The organism is Microcoleus sp. A006_D1, from assembly GCF_036702805.1.
Classification (GTDB): domain Bacteria; phylum Cyanobacteriota; class Cyanobacteriia; order Cyanobacteriales; family Microcoleaceae; genus Microcoleus.
Map to the genome: position 1 here is coordinate 429,464 of NZ_JAUBVZ010000003.1, position 15,350 is coordinate 444,813.

Below are 15,350 nucleotides of genomic sequence, written 5' to 3' on the forward strand. Positions count from 1 at the left end.
TTTATATTAAAGCGCGACCATCTGTGCCTTTAGTAATTGTGGGTACGCTGCTGTCAACGGCATCATGTTCAATAACAAATATGGCTAAAAAACCTGCTTGTATGTTAACAGCACGCCAGACATCAAAGTAAGGTTCTAGTTCCTCATAGTTACCAATTCTATCAGTCAGATAAGGGTACAGTTTGCGGCTGGGCAAGACTAATGCTGTCCCTAAAAAAATACCTCGTAAAATACCGAGAACCAGTTTGTTAACACTGCGGTGACTTGATGAGATATTTCCGGTTTCCCATTCTAAGGCAAATAAATCCTTGTCTAAAATTTTGGTAGCATCCACTCTTCCAGGGGATCTAGTTGCAAATCTGATTTGAGTTTCAAGCTGCCACCCAAAATTGTCCTGAAGAGCAGCCATACAAGCAGTTTTGATAGGTTTAACACCGTTTCCGTGCCTGGTTGGATTTATCGTAAAGTTTGATGCGCCCACTGGCCAGGCGATGGCGTCAATAGCAATCCTGATTTCATTTTTAATCACTCCCCATTCTGCTGACTCCTCAAAGTTACCGCGACTAATAAGTGATACTTCTTGAACTATCTTCACAGGATACTAACCCTGTTCGTTGATAGTTGCTGTTAATTCTGTCGGCAATTCAAATTTACCATCTGTACCCGCTTCAAACGTAAAAACTTTCAACACTGCATCCACATTCAGCGGCCCGTAAATGTGCGGGTAATCCTCACCTGCGGCAAATTCATACTTAAGTTCTGATTCTACTTTTGCCGAGTCAATCGACAGCAGCAGTAATCCTGTTTGTCCCACAAAAAATTTATTGGCAGATTTCAAAACTTGCGGTAAAGTCGAACAGTGGATAAATCCTTCCGTATCTAGCGTATCTCCGCGATAGGATTGCACTTGTTTTGCTTGTTCCCACTGTTGGCTGCGGGTGATGTGAAAGATGACGCTCATAGTTAGATGGGTTTTAAGTGCGATCGACAATTGGCAGTAAAATCTGAGAAGGACAACTCCCGCCGCAACTTACTGTCAGCGTCATAATTTTAGCATCAATTAACCGCGCTGCACCGGGAGGCTCACCAGTTCCCGGATTCACGTCATAAGCGGGAAAACAAGCCGCACTCAAACTCAGGCGGAAAGCATTACCTTTGGCAATTTGCATACAAGTTGCTTGCAGCACAATTCTTACAGGTGTTTCACCTGAATTCACCCGCACATAACCTTGAGTAAAATTGTAGACGCTGCCGCTCTCTTTTACCTCAGAAAGTATCGCGCACAAATCAAAACTCGGCGCATCTGCGGTACAAAATACTTCGACAAATACTTCTCCTGCGACGCGCAAATCTGCTATGAGCGGTGCAGAAGTGTATGTTAACACGTCGGTGCGGCAGTCAATTGTCGATCGCTCGATCGCACCAGCAGGAAATGTCGCGTGTCCTCCCAAAGATGGTACTGGCCGCCAAGGATCGTGTACAAATATATCATCAGTACAAACATCCGCGCAACTCTCTGTTAAAATCCCCGCATCTTCTCGCATCGCCGCCAGTCCGTTAGTTGCTAAAAAATAATATTTATGATGATTGTGAGGCCACTTATCAAATTGACGCCAATTATTGCTCCCCATCTCGAATAAAGAAATGGGCGACTCATCTAATATTCCTGTATCAAGTCCTTTGAGGAAGCAATCGAACCAGCGAATTTGCAACTCATCCACAGGATTAGAAGCGGCCAAACTGCAATCCAGCGCTCCAACTTTTCGCCCCCAAGGTAAATGCGCCCAAGGCCCGACTATCAAATGCTGCGGATAGGAACTCCGGCCCGCCATTTCCTTGTAAAGATGGATTGTTCCCCGCAAATAAGTATCAAACCAACCACCAACGTGCAGCATTGGAAAGTCTAAATCTTTGATATTGGGCGAGAGTTTCTCCCAATACTCGATCGGTTGATAATTATCGAGCCAATCGTGATAATATGAGTCTGGTGCTAATTCTTGAATAATCTCAGGACGCGCTGGAAAGGTATCGTATAGCGGCAGATTTCTCGAAGCTGCGTAGAGGGATTGATGGGCAGAAATATCGCCTTGTAAGCGAGCAGTTTCGGCGGCCAACTGAATTGCCCATCCGAGATTTGATTGCAAACAAAATGCGCCGCCTTCATAGGCCCAATCTGCGTATAAATCGCAGCCTACCATTGCCGGACAAATTGTAATTAAAGCGCTGGGTTTAGCAGCCGCCGCGTAGAGTTGAGTCATGCCTTGGTAGGAAAAGCCGTACATTCCCACTTTGCCGCTACTTCCCGGCAAATTCGCGGCCCAATTGACTGTATCAAATCCGTCTGCTGTTTCGCTCACAAATAGGTTAAATTCGCCTTCGGAAGTGCCGCGTCCCCGCACATCTTGGATCACAACGATGTAGCCGTGTTTGGCGTACCATGCCGGATGAGAATATACTACCGTAGATGCGATCGCCCTGCCGTAAGGTTGCCGCATTAACAATACTGGAAATTCGCCCGCCGCATCGGGGCGGTAGATGTCAGCATCCAAACGCACGCCATCTCTAGTTAGCATTGACGCTGTTTCTTTCGGACAAACTTTCAGCATAAATCCTCAAAAAATCAACTAAAAAAGTTCGGATCAAGGACTGAAGTCCTGATAGCGGTTTTCAGTTGAATGAAGTACAGATGCTCGGGTAGGGACACGGTACTGCCGTGTCCTGTATTTCATCCGATTAAAAACTGCTATACTACAAACCTAGCATGATACAAGTACATCCGATCGCCCTAAAACTCTCATATCTTCCTCATCGAGTTCGACTGGCGTACCGCTGCGAATTAGTTCCACAAAATCCTCATTCGGAACCATGATGCACAAAGTGTACAAACGTTCGGTACCCGTATTCTCAATTACGTGAGTAGCCATCGGAGGCACTAACAAACTATCTCCCGGTTTAATACTAACTGTTTTGCCGTCGCAGGTTGCTCGACCTCTTCCTTTGAGTACAAAAAACATTTCTACTGCCAATTGATGGCGGTTGGGAGGAGTTTTGCCCCCCGCATCGAAAATCTCGACGCAAACAGTTAATGAAGCATTCGCTGTTACCGGATCGAAGACGATCGCTAATCTATTAGTATCACCTGGACTGATGCGAAATGCTTGGTAGTCTTTCGGAGACTTCATAACAGGAATCATGCACTGGTTTGTCATTGTTTTTTGTTTTTAATTGTTAATTATCGTAGCTGAAGGAAGAAGGATGAAGGAAGAAGCAAGAAGCAAGAAGGAAGAAGTAAGAAAACCCTGGGCTTTAGCAATTAAGAACTTCCTAACCGTCACGGACGGTTGCTATATGTTTCTGCTGTCATTAGTGAGAAACCAGAGTCATTAGTCCGTCGCTCCACTTCCCAAGTTTATTGCTAATGACTAATGACTAATGACTAATGACTAATTCCCGAGTTATTTAATTGCTTCTAACATAGCCTGAGAATCAGACAAAAACCCAAAACATTGTTTAACGTTATAAAGAGTAGCGTGCCAGCAATACTCTGGAGATGTCGTAGCTGTACAATCTTTGACTAAAATGCAGTCGTAATTTAGAAAACAAGCATCTTGCAGGGTAGCCATGACGCACTGATCGGCGTTTACTCCTGCAAAGAAAAGTGTAGTTCTTCCCAGGTTCCGCAGGATACTATCTAAAGGAGTATCCCAAAAGCCACTCATTCGATATTTATCTACACAAATATCCTCGGGTTGCTGCTCCAATTCATCCACAACGGCGGCAGCCCAACTCCCCGCCATCAACACAGATGCGCCGTTTTTTGGCAGCGGATCTCCTAAACCTACGCCGTCGCCTGTGGGATTGTAAACGTGACGCGAAGCTGCACTAATATTCAGCAAATCGGGGCGGTTTCCCCAGTTGATCCAAATAATTGGTACTGCGTGCGATCGCAATTTTGGCAGCAAATTTTGTAAAGGATTAATTGGAGCGCGGGCGGGCGTTACATCTACGCCAATATGTGCTAGCCAACCGTCGGGGTGACAGAAATCGTTTTGCATATCTATCACCAACATTGCTGCTTTTGCTAAGTCCAAGCGCAGGGTTTTAGTTTCTGTTTCCAGGGTAACAGGTTGAGGCGCGATCGGCGATCGGGTGATGTCGGCAATTTTAGCATCAACTTTCCAAGCATTCGGCGGTACGCCCAAGGTGCGGAGAGAATCAGGATTCATATGGATTGTGACTCAAAAACAATTTCAATTTTAGAACTATTTGATTCATCCTAACTTGCGATCGCCTAATTTTTTGCTAAGATTAAGTATCAGACGTAACTGTTTTGATAAATTTTAGGATTTATTAACTTTAGCATCCGGCAATCCTAAAATAGGAATAGATGTAAATTCACGGAAAGGGTAAATCTATGAGCTTTACAATTCAAAATGCTTTAATTCCGGTTGACAGCGGTTATGAAACCGCAGACGTGCAAGTGGCGGATAATTGCATAAGTGCGATCGCACCAAATCACCCCCCCTTGAATTCCCCCCCTTACCAAGGGGGGGATAGGGGGGGTGGAACAATAATTGATGGCAAAAATAAGCTGCTGCTGCCAGGTTTTGTCAACGCGCACACCCACTCTTCGGAAATGTGGCAGCGCGGGATTATTCCCCCTTTGCCGCTGGAGTTGTGGATTGCAGAATTGTACGATTTTACGCCTCTCAATCCCGAACAAGTTTACTTGAGTGCCTTGGGAACAGCAGTAGAAACATTGCTGTCTGGCGGCACCAGCGTAGTCGATCATTTAGTTTTGATTCCGGGGCAAGAATTAGAGACAATCGCCGCCGCAGTTCGCGCTTATCAAGAAATCGGCATCCGTGCTTTTATCGGGCCGTTAATTCAAGATGAATCCCTGACAGCGGGAATGCCTGCGGGTGATGGCGGCATGGAACACGCTGCTTATATTCGCTCGACAAAGGCAACTTTGGAATTAATGGAAGCAGCCATAAAACAGTTTCACAAACCCGAAAAAGGTGTTAATATGTTGTTGGCGCCGACGGGAATTCAACTGTGTTCCGATGCTTTGTTTGAAGGCTGCATCGATTTGGGCGATCGCTACAATCTTTGCCTGCACGCCCACCTCTTAGAAACCAGCGCTCAAAAACAGCTAGCTCAAGAAAAATACGGATGCAGCGCTGTCGAACACCTGAAACAAATTGGTTTCTTGAGTTCCCGCACTTCCTTAGCGCACTGTGTATGGCTGGACGATTCCGATATTGCGATTATGGCAGAAACTGAAGCGACAGTCGTACACAATCCCCTCAGCAACCTGCGCTTAGGAAGCGGGATTGCACCGATTTTGAAATACCGCCAAGCCGGAGTCAACGTATCTTTCGGCTGCGACGGCGCCGCTAGCAACGACTCTCAAGATTTGCTGGAAGCAATTAAAATGGGTTCGATTCTGCACAACATCACGGATTTGGATTACCGCCACTGGATTACACCGCGCCAGTCTGTAGAAATGGCATCGCTGGGAGGAGCAAAAGGCTTGAATCTCGCCGATGAAATGGGTTCGCTGACAGTTGGCAAAAAAGCAGATTTTGTGCTGTACGATTTAACCAGTTTATCATTACTGCCGCGCACCGATCCGATCGGTTTGCTAATTTTGGGACGCCCGACAAATGCGGTAGATAGTGTTTGGGTAAACGGCAAACAAATTGTCGCCGAAGGTAAGGTGAAAACGATTGATGTTGATGATTTGAGGCGGCAATTATTCGATCGCAGCGAGTGGAGCAGCAAGCGTCAATCGCCTATGGTGAGCGAGATTGAATCGCACTACCGCCAAGTCATGAAATTGCCTGGTTATTCTTAGGGGGATCGCAGAAAGACTCGGCGGTTGAAACCGCGACTACACAGACAAAACCCGGATGGTGCGCGGGTTGAAGAATAAAGGTGCGCCATGCGCACCCTACAGTATGATGTTAAGCTGTGGTGTTTGCGAAAAATTGATGATTAAACTGCACAAATGGCGGCGGATACTGGCTTTAATAGTTGTTTTTGCGATCGCCCTTACCTCCTCCGCAATTTTCTCCCCCCGAATGGAGGCTCAAACTGCGCCAAAAACCCCAACAACCGAATTGCGCGGCATCTGGCTGACTAACATTGACAGCGACGTTATTTTCTCCCGCAACAACATCATTGATGCTGTAAATCGGCTGGAAAAACTCAACTTTAACACCATCTATCCCACGGTTTGGCAAGGAGGCTATACGCTGTATCCCAGCGCTGTAGCCAAACGAGTATTCGGAGAGTCGATCGACCCATCACCAGGATTGCAAGACCGAGACATTCTCAAAGAAATTATAGCACAATCGCACCAAAAAGGTATAGCAGTAATCCCGTGGTTTGAGTTTGGTTTCATGGCTCCCGCCGAATCGGAATTAGCCCGACTTCACCCCGACTGGCTGGCGCGGCGGCGCGACGGTTCAACTATTTGGAAAGAAGGCACGCACGATCGAGTTTGGCTCAATCCTTTTCATGCCGAAGTCCAGAAATTTATCTTAGATTTAATCCTAGAAATTGTCAATAATTACGATATAGATGGCATTCAATTTGACGACCATTTCGGTTTGCCCGTAGAGTTTGGCTACGAGCCGCAAACAGTGTTAATGTATGAGAAACAAATCAAAAGTCCTCCCTCCAACGACGCCCGCGAAACCTTCTGGGTGCGCTGGCGCGCCGACAAAATCAACGACTTCATGGGGCGAATTTCCCGCGCCATCAAATCCCGCAAACAAAAATGTATTGTCAGCTTATCTCCCAACCCTCTGCACTTTGCTTTACCCGCCCATTTGCAGGACTGGTTTAGCTGGGAAAGACGCGGCTATATCGAAGAACTTATAATACAGGTTTATCGCAATGATATCAAGCGTTTTAATGCGGAGCTAGAACGGGAAGAAGTCAAACTGGCTAAAAAGCACATTCCAACTGCGATCGGGATTTTAACTGGTCTGAAAAATAGTTCGATTCCGCTGAAACAAATACAAGAGCAAGTGCAAGAAGTCCGAAACAGAAATTTTGCAGGTGTTTCCTTCTTTTTCTACGAAAGTTTGTCGAATTGGGCCAGCGAAACCCCGGAACAGCGGAATTTTGCTGTGCAAGAATTCTTTCCCACAAAAATGCAGCGCCCGCCAGTTTAAAACCGTTTGTAGTGAGGACTTTAGTCCTTCTTTTTAGAATGTTTAAGGACTCAAGTCCTCACTACGAACCTTTGACAATGTAAAAAATCAAAAGCCTAATTTTTAACCCACGGTTAAAATGAAAAAACACCTAAAGCGCTTAGGAATTGTCATCTTATCTTTTACCGCTTTCCTAATAATTGGCTTTCTGACTCCCACAAAGTGGGGACATTACTCGCAAACGGATTGCACCGTTTCCGTACAAGTTTATAACGGAGGCATCCACACCGAAATCATTGTTCCTGTTAAGAATGAATATTTTGAATGGAATCAATATTTACCTCTGACAGAAATAGGACGCGAGGCTGCTTCGGATTATAAATATCTATCTTTAGGCTGGGGAGACCGAGCTTTTATGCTGGAAACTCCCACATCAGGAAGTATCAATCCAGTTACAGGTTTAAAGGCGCTTGTTTTCCCTAATCCATCTACCGTACAAGTCCAAGGTTATCAGATTTTTTCCCCAAATCCAGAAACCAAATGTGTTAAAATTAGTGGAGAAAATTATCTAAAAATGGTAAACTTTATTAAAAATACATTCCAATTAGATGCCGGAGGTAATAAAATAAAAATTAGCTACGGCTACGACAAAAACGACAGTTTTTACGAAGCAAAAGACAGTTACTGGATTTTGAGAACTTGCAACGACTGGACGGCAGAAGCTTTGCGAAAAGCTGAGGTAAATACTCCTTTGTGGTCAACTCTATCGTCATCGATTATGTTTCAGTTAAATAGCGGTTGCCAATGTAGAAGTCATTAGTCAGTAGTCAGTAGTCATTTGTTGGTTGTTATTTGTTATTTGTTATTTGTTACTCGCTTGGGGCTGGCAATAACGAATAACGGATTACCAATGCCCAATGCCCAATGCCCAATGCCCGATGCCCAATTACCACTTACCAATTGCCAAATTATGAATGTAATTCCAGCGATCGACCTTTTGGACGGAAAATGCGTCAGACTCTATCAGGGAGACTACGCGAAGTCCCAAATTTTTAACGACAATCCCGTGGAAGTCGCCAGACAGTGGGTAAATGAAGGCGCAACCATGCTGCATTTAGTAGACCTCGATGGGGCCAAAGCCGGTCATCCCGTCAACCTAGCAGCCATTGAGGCGATCGTCCGCGCAGTAGACGTTCCCTGTCAAGTAGGCGGGGGAATGCGCGATCGCCCTTCTGTCGCGGCCATTCTAAATATAGGCGTCCGGCGCGTCATTCTCGGCACTGTCGCCGTCGAACAACCGCAATTAGTCGGCGAATTGTGCGCCGAATTTCCGGGTCAAATTCTGGTGGGAATCGATGCCAGAAACGGTAAAGTTGCGACTAGAGGCTGGTTGGAAACATCGGAAGTTTTAGCAACAGAATTGGCGCAGAAAATGGCAGAATTAGGTGCTGCTGAAATTATTTACACCGACATTCACCGTGATGGTACTATGGAAGGGCCGAACTTGGAATCTTTGCGCTCAATTGCTAACGCTATTTCGATTCCGGTGATTGCTTCCGGCGGCGTTAGTTCGATCGCAGATTTGTTAAGTTTGTTGGCTTTGGAACCAATTGGTGTCAAAAGTGCGATCGTCGGTAGAGCAATTTATACCGGTGATATCTTGCTAAAAGAAGCAATTCAAGCCGTCGGACAAGGGCGGTGGCAAGATGTACCCCTAGATTTGGGTTCTTCCAGTTTTGCTTGAACATCTGAATCAGTACAACCAGCCTTTAAAAAAAGGAGCCCTTGAGTTTGTCTGCATCCAGAATTATCTGATTAGAATGTCTTTCTTATCATCATTGTACCATGTTTTTTAACCCAACAATTACAGCTTTAAGTTCTGGGATGGCATCCTTACTTGCTCCCATACCTTTGCTAGCAACAGTCGATCCCGAAAATTCGCCGATCGTTATGAGCGGAGTTTTGCTCAGTTTGGTAGTGATTTATATCGCCAGTAAAATCGGCGCAGAAGTGGCTCTAAAGTTTGATTTGCCCCCGGTTTTGGGTGAACTTGTAGCAGGGGTGATTATTGGAATATCTGCTTTACACTTGATCGTTTTTCCCGGAAGCGGGCTGTCAGCCTCAGACTCAGGGATTATGACAGTTCTGCAATCGATTAATCATCTGTCTCCTGCCGCCCTCACCAGTGTCTTTGAATCGCAGAGTGAAGTCATTGCAGTGCTAGCTGAATTAGGCGTGATTATTCTGCTGTTTGAAATTGGCTTAGAGTCGGATCTCAAACAACTGAAAGCAGTGGGAATTCAAGCCACCGTTGTCGCCTGCGTAGGTGTGGCAGTTCCCTTTGCCGCTGGTACTGCGGGCTTGATGATAATTTTCCACACGGCGGCAATTCCAGCAATTTTTGCGGGGGCAGCTTTGACGGCAACCAGCATCGGAATTACATCTAAAGTGTTGTCTGATTTAGGACAACTGAGCTCTAAAGAAGGTCAAATTATTGTCGGTGCGGCGGTGATTGATGATGTGCTAGGAATTATTGTCCTGGCTGTTGTTGCGAGTTTAGCGAAAACCGGTGAGATTGATGTTGTTAATGTCATCTATTTGATTGTCAGTGCAACTGCGTTTCTGCTAGGTTCGATTCTGTTGGGTGGTGTTTTCGACAAAACCTTCTCGGCGGTGGTGGGTCAACTCAAAACTCGCGGCAATATTATCATCCCGGCATTTATTTTTGCCTACTTCATGGCTTTTCTGGGCAATGCAATTCATCTCGAAGCGATTTTGGGTGCGTTTGCTGCGGGCTTGGTGTTGGATGAAAGCGATGCCCGCCAGGAGTTGGATGAAATGGTGAAACCCATCGCCGATTTGTTTGTACCCATCTTTTTTGTAACCGTCGGCGCGCGCGCAGATTTGGGGGTTTTGAACCCAACAGTGCCGGAGAATCGGGCGGGGCTTTTGATTGCGGTATTTTTGATTGCGGTGGCGATTGTAGGCAAGTTGGTGACAGGTTGGGCGGTGTTTGGTGTACCGGGAATCAATCGATGGGCGATCGGAGTTGGGATGATTCCTCGGGGCGAAGTCGGGTTAGTTTTTGCCGGTATCGGTTCGGCTAGCGGGGCTTTGGATAAGCCGCTGGAGGTTTCGATTATCATCATGGTAATTCTGACGACTTTTTTGGCCCCGCCATTTCTACGGATTGCCTTTGGCGATACGGTAGAGCCTCCAGCTAGCGGGGAACCTTCCAATATTTAGGAAGAAACCGGGTTTCTGGCAATTATGCAAAGTCTAAGAAACCCGGTTTCTGGGATTTTCTCGGTTGGGTGGCGAAATATTTAGGAAGAAACCCGGTTTCTGGCAATTCTGCAAAGTCTAAGAAACCCGGTTTCTGAGAAAATCTGGGTTGGGTGGCGAAATATCTAGGAAGAAACCGGGTTTCTGGCAATTCTGCAAAATCTAAGAAACCCGGTTTCTCAAATTTTCTCGGTTGGGTGGCGAAATATTTAGGAAGAAACCGGGTTTCTGGAACTACAAATTTCACCTGCAATTAACCAAACAAATAAGGACACGACAGTGCCCAAGGAGTGTCAACTTAAAATCAAACGTAGTTACAGACTGCTGTTTACCGCCCAGGCCAGATCCCCCCTAACCCCCCTTAAGAAGGGGGGGACAAGATTCTGATCAAAGTCCCCCTTGCTTTCGGGGGATTTAGGGGGATCAGGCCTCAGCTACAAGCGAGATTTGTCAATTTTGGGCACTGCCGTGTCCCTACCGAAATTAACCAGGTTTGCTATTACTTAACAAACAGCATTTCTTGATAAGTAGGCAGCGGCCACAAATCATCAGCCACTTCACCTTCCAAAGCATCAGCATACTGGCGAACCTCATCCATCAAAGGACGAATAGTTTGCGAAGCATACTGCATATGATCTTCTGTCGTAGCAAAATCGTGCTTGCTCAAAGCATCACTCAACTTGCTCGCAGTATCCATCATCGACTTAACCAGCGTCGCGACTTTTTCGGCAGTTGCCTTTTCCAACTCAATGCCAATCTCTTTCAAGCCAGCAATCGTGCTGGAAAGATCAGACAAATACCTCACCGCTGCCGGATAAATCATGGTTTTGGCAATGCTTCCGACCAGTTTTGCTTCGACTTCAATTGCCAGCAAATACTGCTCTGCATAGACATCATAACGGCTTTCCAATTCAACCGGAGTCAGAACACCTGTCTTTTCAAACAAGTCTTCAATGTATCCTGCCTTCAACACGGGCAAAGCATCTGCGGTAGTCCGCAAGTTGGCTAAACCCCGTTCCTCAGCCATTTTGTGCCATTCTTCAGAATAGCCGTTACCGCCAAATACCACAGCGCCGTGATCGTCCATCACTTCTTTCAGGACTGTTTGGATGGCAGCATTCAGGTCAGTTCCCTTAGCCAAATCGCTTTCTAATTTGTTAGCAACCCAGTCCAAAGAATCTGCAAGAATTGTATTCATTGCGACCAGCGGGCCGGAAACAGATTGACCCGAACCTACTGCACGGAATTCAAAGCGGTTTCCAGTAAAGGCAAAGGGCGAAGTCCGGTTCCTGTCGCCAGCATCTTTTACGAAAATAGGCAGTGTTTCTACGCCTAAATTCATGATTCCCCGACCTTGAGAACCTTGAATTCCGCCCTGGCTAATTTGCTCGAAGATATCTTCTAATTGCGAGCCCAAGTAGACAGAGATAATCGCTGGTGGAGCTTCGTTTGCACCTAATCGGTGGTCATTGCTGGCAGTTGCAACTACGGCGCGCAACAAGGGGCCGTATTTGTGAACTCCGCGAATCACAGCGCCGCAGAACACGAGGAATTGCACGTTAGAGTGCGGTGTATCACCGGGGTCTAATAAGTTTCCTTGGGTGGCATTACCAACTGACCAGTTGACGTGTTTGCCGGAACCGTTAATGCCTGCGAAGGGCTTCTCGTGCAGCAAGCAAATAAAACCATGTTTCTTCGCAGTGTTGCGGAGAATTGTCATGGTTAATTGTTGGTGGTCACTGGCGACGTTTGCTGCTTCAAAAAATGGTGCAATTTCAAACTGGCCTGGTGCTACTTCGTTGTGGCGGGTTTTCGCAGGAATTCCCAGGCGGTACATTCTTTCTTCTACTTCCTGCATGAAGACTTGAACGCGCTCTGGAATTGCTCCGAAATAGTGGTCATCAAATTGCTGACCTTTGGCGGGAGGCTTGCCAAACAGGGTGCGACCTGCTAACAGTAAATCGGGGCGGTTGTTGGCGAAATTAGAATCTACCAGGAAGTATTCTTGTTCGGCACCGCAACTGGAATTTACGGGAGCAACTTCGGTATTTCCTAATAGCTTTAATACTCTGGTTGCTGCTTTGTTCATGGCAGCAATGGAGCGCAAAAGCGGTGTTTTCTTGTCTAGTGCTTCACCTGTCCAGGAGATGAAAACAGTGGGAATGCACAATGTCATGCCGTTGTCTGTTTCCATCACATAGGCGGGGCTGGTGACATCCCAGGCTGTGTATCCACGAGCGGCGGCGGTGGAGCGAATGCCGCCGTTGGGGAAGGAGGAACCGTCGGGTTCGCCTTGTACTAGAAGTTTACCTGCAAATTCTGAGATGACGGAGCCGTCGCTTTGGACTGAGATGAAACCGTCGTGTTTTTCGGCGGTGCTGTTGGTGAGCGGGTAAAATACGTGGGCGTAGTACAGTGCGCCTTTGGAAATAGCCCAATCTTTCATGGCTACTGCAACTACATCAGCTACGGAAGGATCGAGTGTTTGCCCGGTTTGAACGGTATTTTTTACTGATTTGAAAATGCTTTTGGGCAGGCTTGCTTGCATTTTGCTCAGATTGAAAACGTCTGTTGCCCACATATCTTCGAGCCGCTTGGGAGGCTGGGCCGGCATCAGTTTGCGGTTGACGATTTGAGAAATTGCTTGAACGCGCGATTGGTTTCCACTCATGGTTATTTTTATGGGGATTATGGGACGAGTAATTGTGAAAAAATAGATACTAGCAAAAGTATAACATTGACGAGTTTGTTGGATTTATCAACATTTTTAGTCAAGGCTAACTTTTTGGAGAATGCCTTTTTTGGGCAGGCTCTTAAAGATTGGAGGAGCGAGGATGAATCACTTTGCTTTCCATCGGGCGTGACAATCTGTGTCAGATGCGGTTGGATTTCGGCTATTAGCAAGAAAACAGATGACAGGAGCCTGTGCTAATTTGAGTCAACATTATAGATGTCGGCGCTGTACAGATTTAGTAGCTAATTTTTACCCTAGTCATCTCAAAAATTTTGTGCGAGTCAATTCCGATTTAATTCAGGTCAAAACTATTTGTGGTTTTTAACTATTGAGCGATCGATAAATCGCAGTTCAGCTAACAACGCACTTGTTTAGGGTTCTGGAGAATTATTGATAGTACACAATCTACACTTGGAGAGTCTAAACAATGATTAAGAAAATAAATGTATCGTAGGCTACGGAATTTTAGTTTTTTAGTCGAAGGGTCGATCGCCCGGAGCGCACGTAACCACAGGATTTTATTTGTAGGGTGCATCAGCAGCCGGTTATTTAAGCAATAATTGAGGGTTTAAAGCTGACGCACCTTACTAGCTGATTATCCTTCATCAGACTCCAGGTTCTCACCAAGAGTTTGTTGTGCAGCGTGTCGAATACGCAGGATGCGAACTGTGGACACCTCTTCACTTTCTACAATTGCGAAAAGAATACGGTATGAATTGCGTCCTTTACCGTAGATTAGCTGCCGAATTTCCTTACTGAAGTATTGATTTTCCCTTGCCAAAGGACAGCGTTTTGGCATTGACGATAGAGATGCGATCTCCTTCAACAATCCATCATACCACTCCCTAGCTTTCTCTAGTGACATCACCTGAGAAAGCCGCAGAAATATACTGTCAACTTCTGCTTGTGCAACGCTAGAAATTTCAGTGCGATATGTCATCAATTGGCTGGTAAATTGTACTTGCGCCGCTGTGATTCAGCAAACTCGTCAAAAGAACAAAATCGTCCGCAATCAAAATCATCCAAACCCTGCTGGATAGCCTGAATATCTTCTTGGGAGTCTGGTGTTTCCGATTCCAAAATCAGAGTTAGCATTTGCGCCGCCACAACGCTAATATCTTGTCCCTGTCGATCGGCTTTTTCGCGAAGCAGTGCCTCTATTTCTGGACTGAGGGAAATCGCAATAGTCATAGACTTGCTTCCTTAGCATCAAAACCCGTGTAAGTAATTATAGCAAACTGCGAAACTGAAACAAAGGGTCGATCGCGCGGATCGCACAGCAGAAAGTTCGGCAACGGATTATGTAGCGGATGTAGCGGATGAAAGTTCGGCAACGGATTGTGTAGCGGATGTAGCGGATGTAACGGATGTAACGGATGAAAGTTGTAGGGTGCATCAGCAGCGCATTATGCGATCGATAATTGAGAGTTCAAAGCTGACGCACGATACTAGCTTACTTAATCTTTGCTTTCACGGCCCTCGACTCCACTGTAAATCCGGGAATATCTTGCAATTCTGTGGCGCTCAAACTGTATTGTTCGCAAACCAAACTTAAGCGAGTCCCGGTACTTTTAACAGCGTTGACTGAGTGAGTTAAATCTCCTTGAAAATAGATCAGTGAATTGGCTTGCGGCTTAATTTGCCCGACTTGCTGTTTGTTGCGCCGCAGTATTAACTCTCCTCCTTGCAAATTTGGGGGTACTTGCACGTATAATACGCTGACGGCTGCGGGAGGTTCGACGGTTTTGCAGTACGATCGCAAGGAGCGATCGATATGGGCATCCACGCGGGAACCTTCGCCCAGCAGCAGGGGGTTGAGGTAAAAAGCGTTGCATTCAGGCTGTAATGCTTGGTCTAGATAGGGTTTGAACAAGGGGAAGCGGCGCTCTACTTCGGCGATTTGGGCGCGCTGAAACACCACGGAAAAGCCTTTTGTGCCAATGAAATCGCGGTTGAGGTTGTTGATTGCAAAGTAAGGTGAGGCTAGTATTGCTCCTCGTAAGTCGTTGAGATAGTCGATCGAGAAGGCGTTAGGATGTTGGCTGTAGTATTTCAAGGCGCTCAAAAATCATCAATGTTCAAAAGGCAGGTAGGAATGCAGCAATTGCTCAGATTTGGGATTGCTGCGTTGCTCGTAGTGATATAGTATCGTAAATTGCGATCGC

General features: G+C 46.1%; 15 protein-coding genes. 5 read left to right on the forward strand and 10 right to left on the reverse strand.

Features of this window, described 5'->3' with window-relative positions; all coding sequences use genetic code 11:
* Position 1 precedes the first annotated feature (1 nt).
* From QUB68_RS07555 to QUB68_RS07575, 5 genes are all read right to left on the reverse strand, one after another.
* Positions 2–595 carry a restriction endonuclease gene (locus QUB68_RS07555; RefSeq protein WP_332990887.1) on the reverse strand — a complete coding sequence of 198 codons (594 nt, stop codon included), beginning with the start codon at positions 593–595 and terminating at the stop codon, positions 2–4.
* A 6-nt stretch (positions 596–601) separates the two neighbouring features.
* Positions 602–961 (reverse strand): DUF952 domain-containing protein, encoded by a 360-nt coding sequence (locus QUB68_RS07560; RefSeq protein ID WP_332990889.1) that lies wholly within the window; start codon positions 959–961, stop codon positions 602–604.
* Positions 962–974: 13 nt separating this feature from the next.
* Complete coding sequence (locus QUB68_RS07565) at positions 975–2,606, reverse strand: CocE/NonD family hydrolase (protein ID WP_332990891.1); 1,632 nt, start codon at positions 2,604–2,606, stop codon at positions 975–977.
* A 150-nt stretch (positions 2,607–2,756) separates the two neighbouring features.
* Positions 2,757–3,194, reverse strand: a complete 438-nt coding sequence (locus QUB68_RS07570) for a cupin domain-containing protein (RefSeq protein ID WP_442923054.1) — start codon at positions 3,192–3,194, stop codon at positions 2,757–2,759.
* Positions 3,195–3,455: 261 nt separating this feature from the next.
* Positions 3,456–4,226 carry a cysteine hydrolase family protein gene (locus QUB68_RS07575; RefSeq protein ID WP_332990895.1) on the reverse strand — a complete coding sequence of 257 codons (771 nt, stop codon included), beginning with the start codon at positions 4,224–4,226 and terminating at the stop codon, positions 3,456–3,458.
* 188 nt (positions 4,227–4,414) lie between these two features.
* Here QUB68_RS07575 and QUB68_RS07580 point away from each other — a divergent pair, with 188 nt between their 5' ends.
* From QUB68_RS07580 to QUB68_RS07600, 5 genes are all read left to right on the forward strand, one after another.
* Positions 4,415–5,860, forward strand: coding sequence for an amidohydrolase (locus QUB68_RS07580; protein WP_332990897.1), 1,446 nt, complete (start codon positions 4,415–4,417; stop codon positions 5,858–5,860).
* A 136-nt stretch (positions 5,861–5,996) separates the two neighbouring features.
* Positions 5,997–7,187, forward strand: coding sequence for a glycoside hydrolase family 10 protein (locus QUB68_RS07585; protein WP_332990899.1), 1,191 nt, complete (start codon positions 5,997–5,999; stop codon positions 7,185–7,187).
* Positions 7,188–7,305: 118 nt separating this feature from the next.
* Positions 7,306–7,986, forward strand: a complete 681-nt coding sequence (locus QUB68_RS07590; RefSeq protein ID WP_332990900.1) for a DUF2459 domain-containing protein — start codon at positions 7,306–7,308, stop codon at positions 7,984–7,986.
* 150 nt (positions 7,987–8,136) lie between these two features.
* On the forward strand, positions 8,137–8,910 hold the full coding sequence (hisA, locus tag QUB68_RS07595) for a 1-(5-phosphoribosyl)-5-[(5-phosphoribosylamino)methylideneamino]imidazole-4-carboxamide isomerase (RefSeq protein ID WP_332990902.1): 774 nt from the start codon (positions 8,137–8,139) through the stop codon (positions 8,908–8,910).
* Positions 8,911–9,011: 101 nt separating this feature from the next.
* Positions 9,012–10,412: a cation:proton antiporter gene (locus tag QUB68_RS07600; RefSeq protein ID WP_332990904.1), complete on the forward strand. Its 1,401-nt coding sequence runs from the start codon at positions 9,012–9,014 to the stop codon at positions 10,410–10,412.
* Positions 10,413–10,434: 22 nt separating this feature from the next.
* On the opposite strand, the gene QUB68_RS07605 is transcribed toward QUB68_RS07600, so the two are convergent.
* The 5 genes from QUB68_RS07605 to QUB68_RS07625 all read right to left on the reverse strand — a co-directional run bounded on the left by QUB68_RS07605 (position 10,435) and on the right by QUB68_RS07625 (position 15,250).
* Positions 10,435–10,698 (reverse strand): hypothetical protein, encoded by a 264-nt coding sequence (locus QUB68_RS07605; RefSeq protein WP_332990905.1) that lies wholly within the window; start codon positions 10,696–10,698, stop codon positions 10,435–10,437.
* 252 nt (positions 10,699–10,950) lie between these two features.
* Positions 10,951–13,122 (reverse strand): glutamine synthetase III family protein, encoded by a 2,172-nt coding sequence (locus tag QUB68_RS07610; RefSeq protein WP_332990908.1) that lies wholly within the window; start codon positions 13,120–13,122, stop codon positions 10,951–10,953.
* A gap of 658 nt (positions 13,123–13,780) precedes the next feature.
* Positions 13,781–14,125 carry a type II toxin-antitoxin system RelE/ParE family toxin gene (locus QUB68_RS07615; protein WP_332990910.1) on the reverse strand — a complete coding sequence of 115 codons (345 nt, stop codon included), beginning with the start codon at positions 14,123–14,125 and terminating at the stop codon, positions 13,781–13,783.
* Complete coding sequence (locus QUB68_RS07620; RefSeq protein ID WP_332990912.1) at positions 14,125–14,376, reverse strand: hypothetical protein; 252 nt, start codon at positions 14,374–14,376, stop codon at positions 14,125–14,127. The genes QUB68_RS07615 and QUB68_RS07620 overlap by 1 nt, the downstream gene beginning before the upstream one ends.
* 262 nt (positions 14,377–14,638) lie before the next feature.
* Positions 14,639–15,250: a 2OG-Fe(II) oxygenase gene (locus QUB68_RS07625; RefSeq protein ID WP_332990914.1), complete on the reverse strand. Its 612-nt coding sequence runs from the start codon at positions 15,248–15,250 to the stop codon at positions 14,639–14,641.
* Positions 15,251–15,350: the final 100 nt, after the last annotated feature.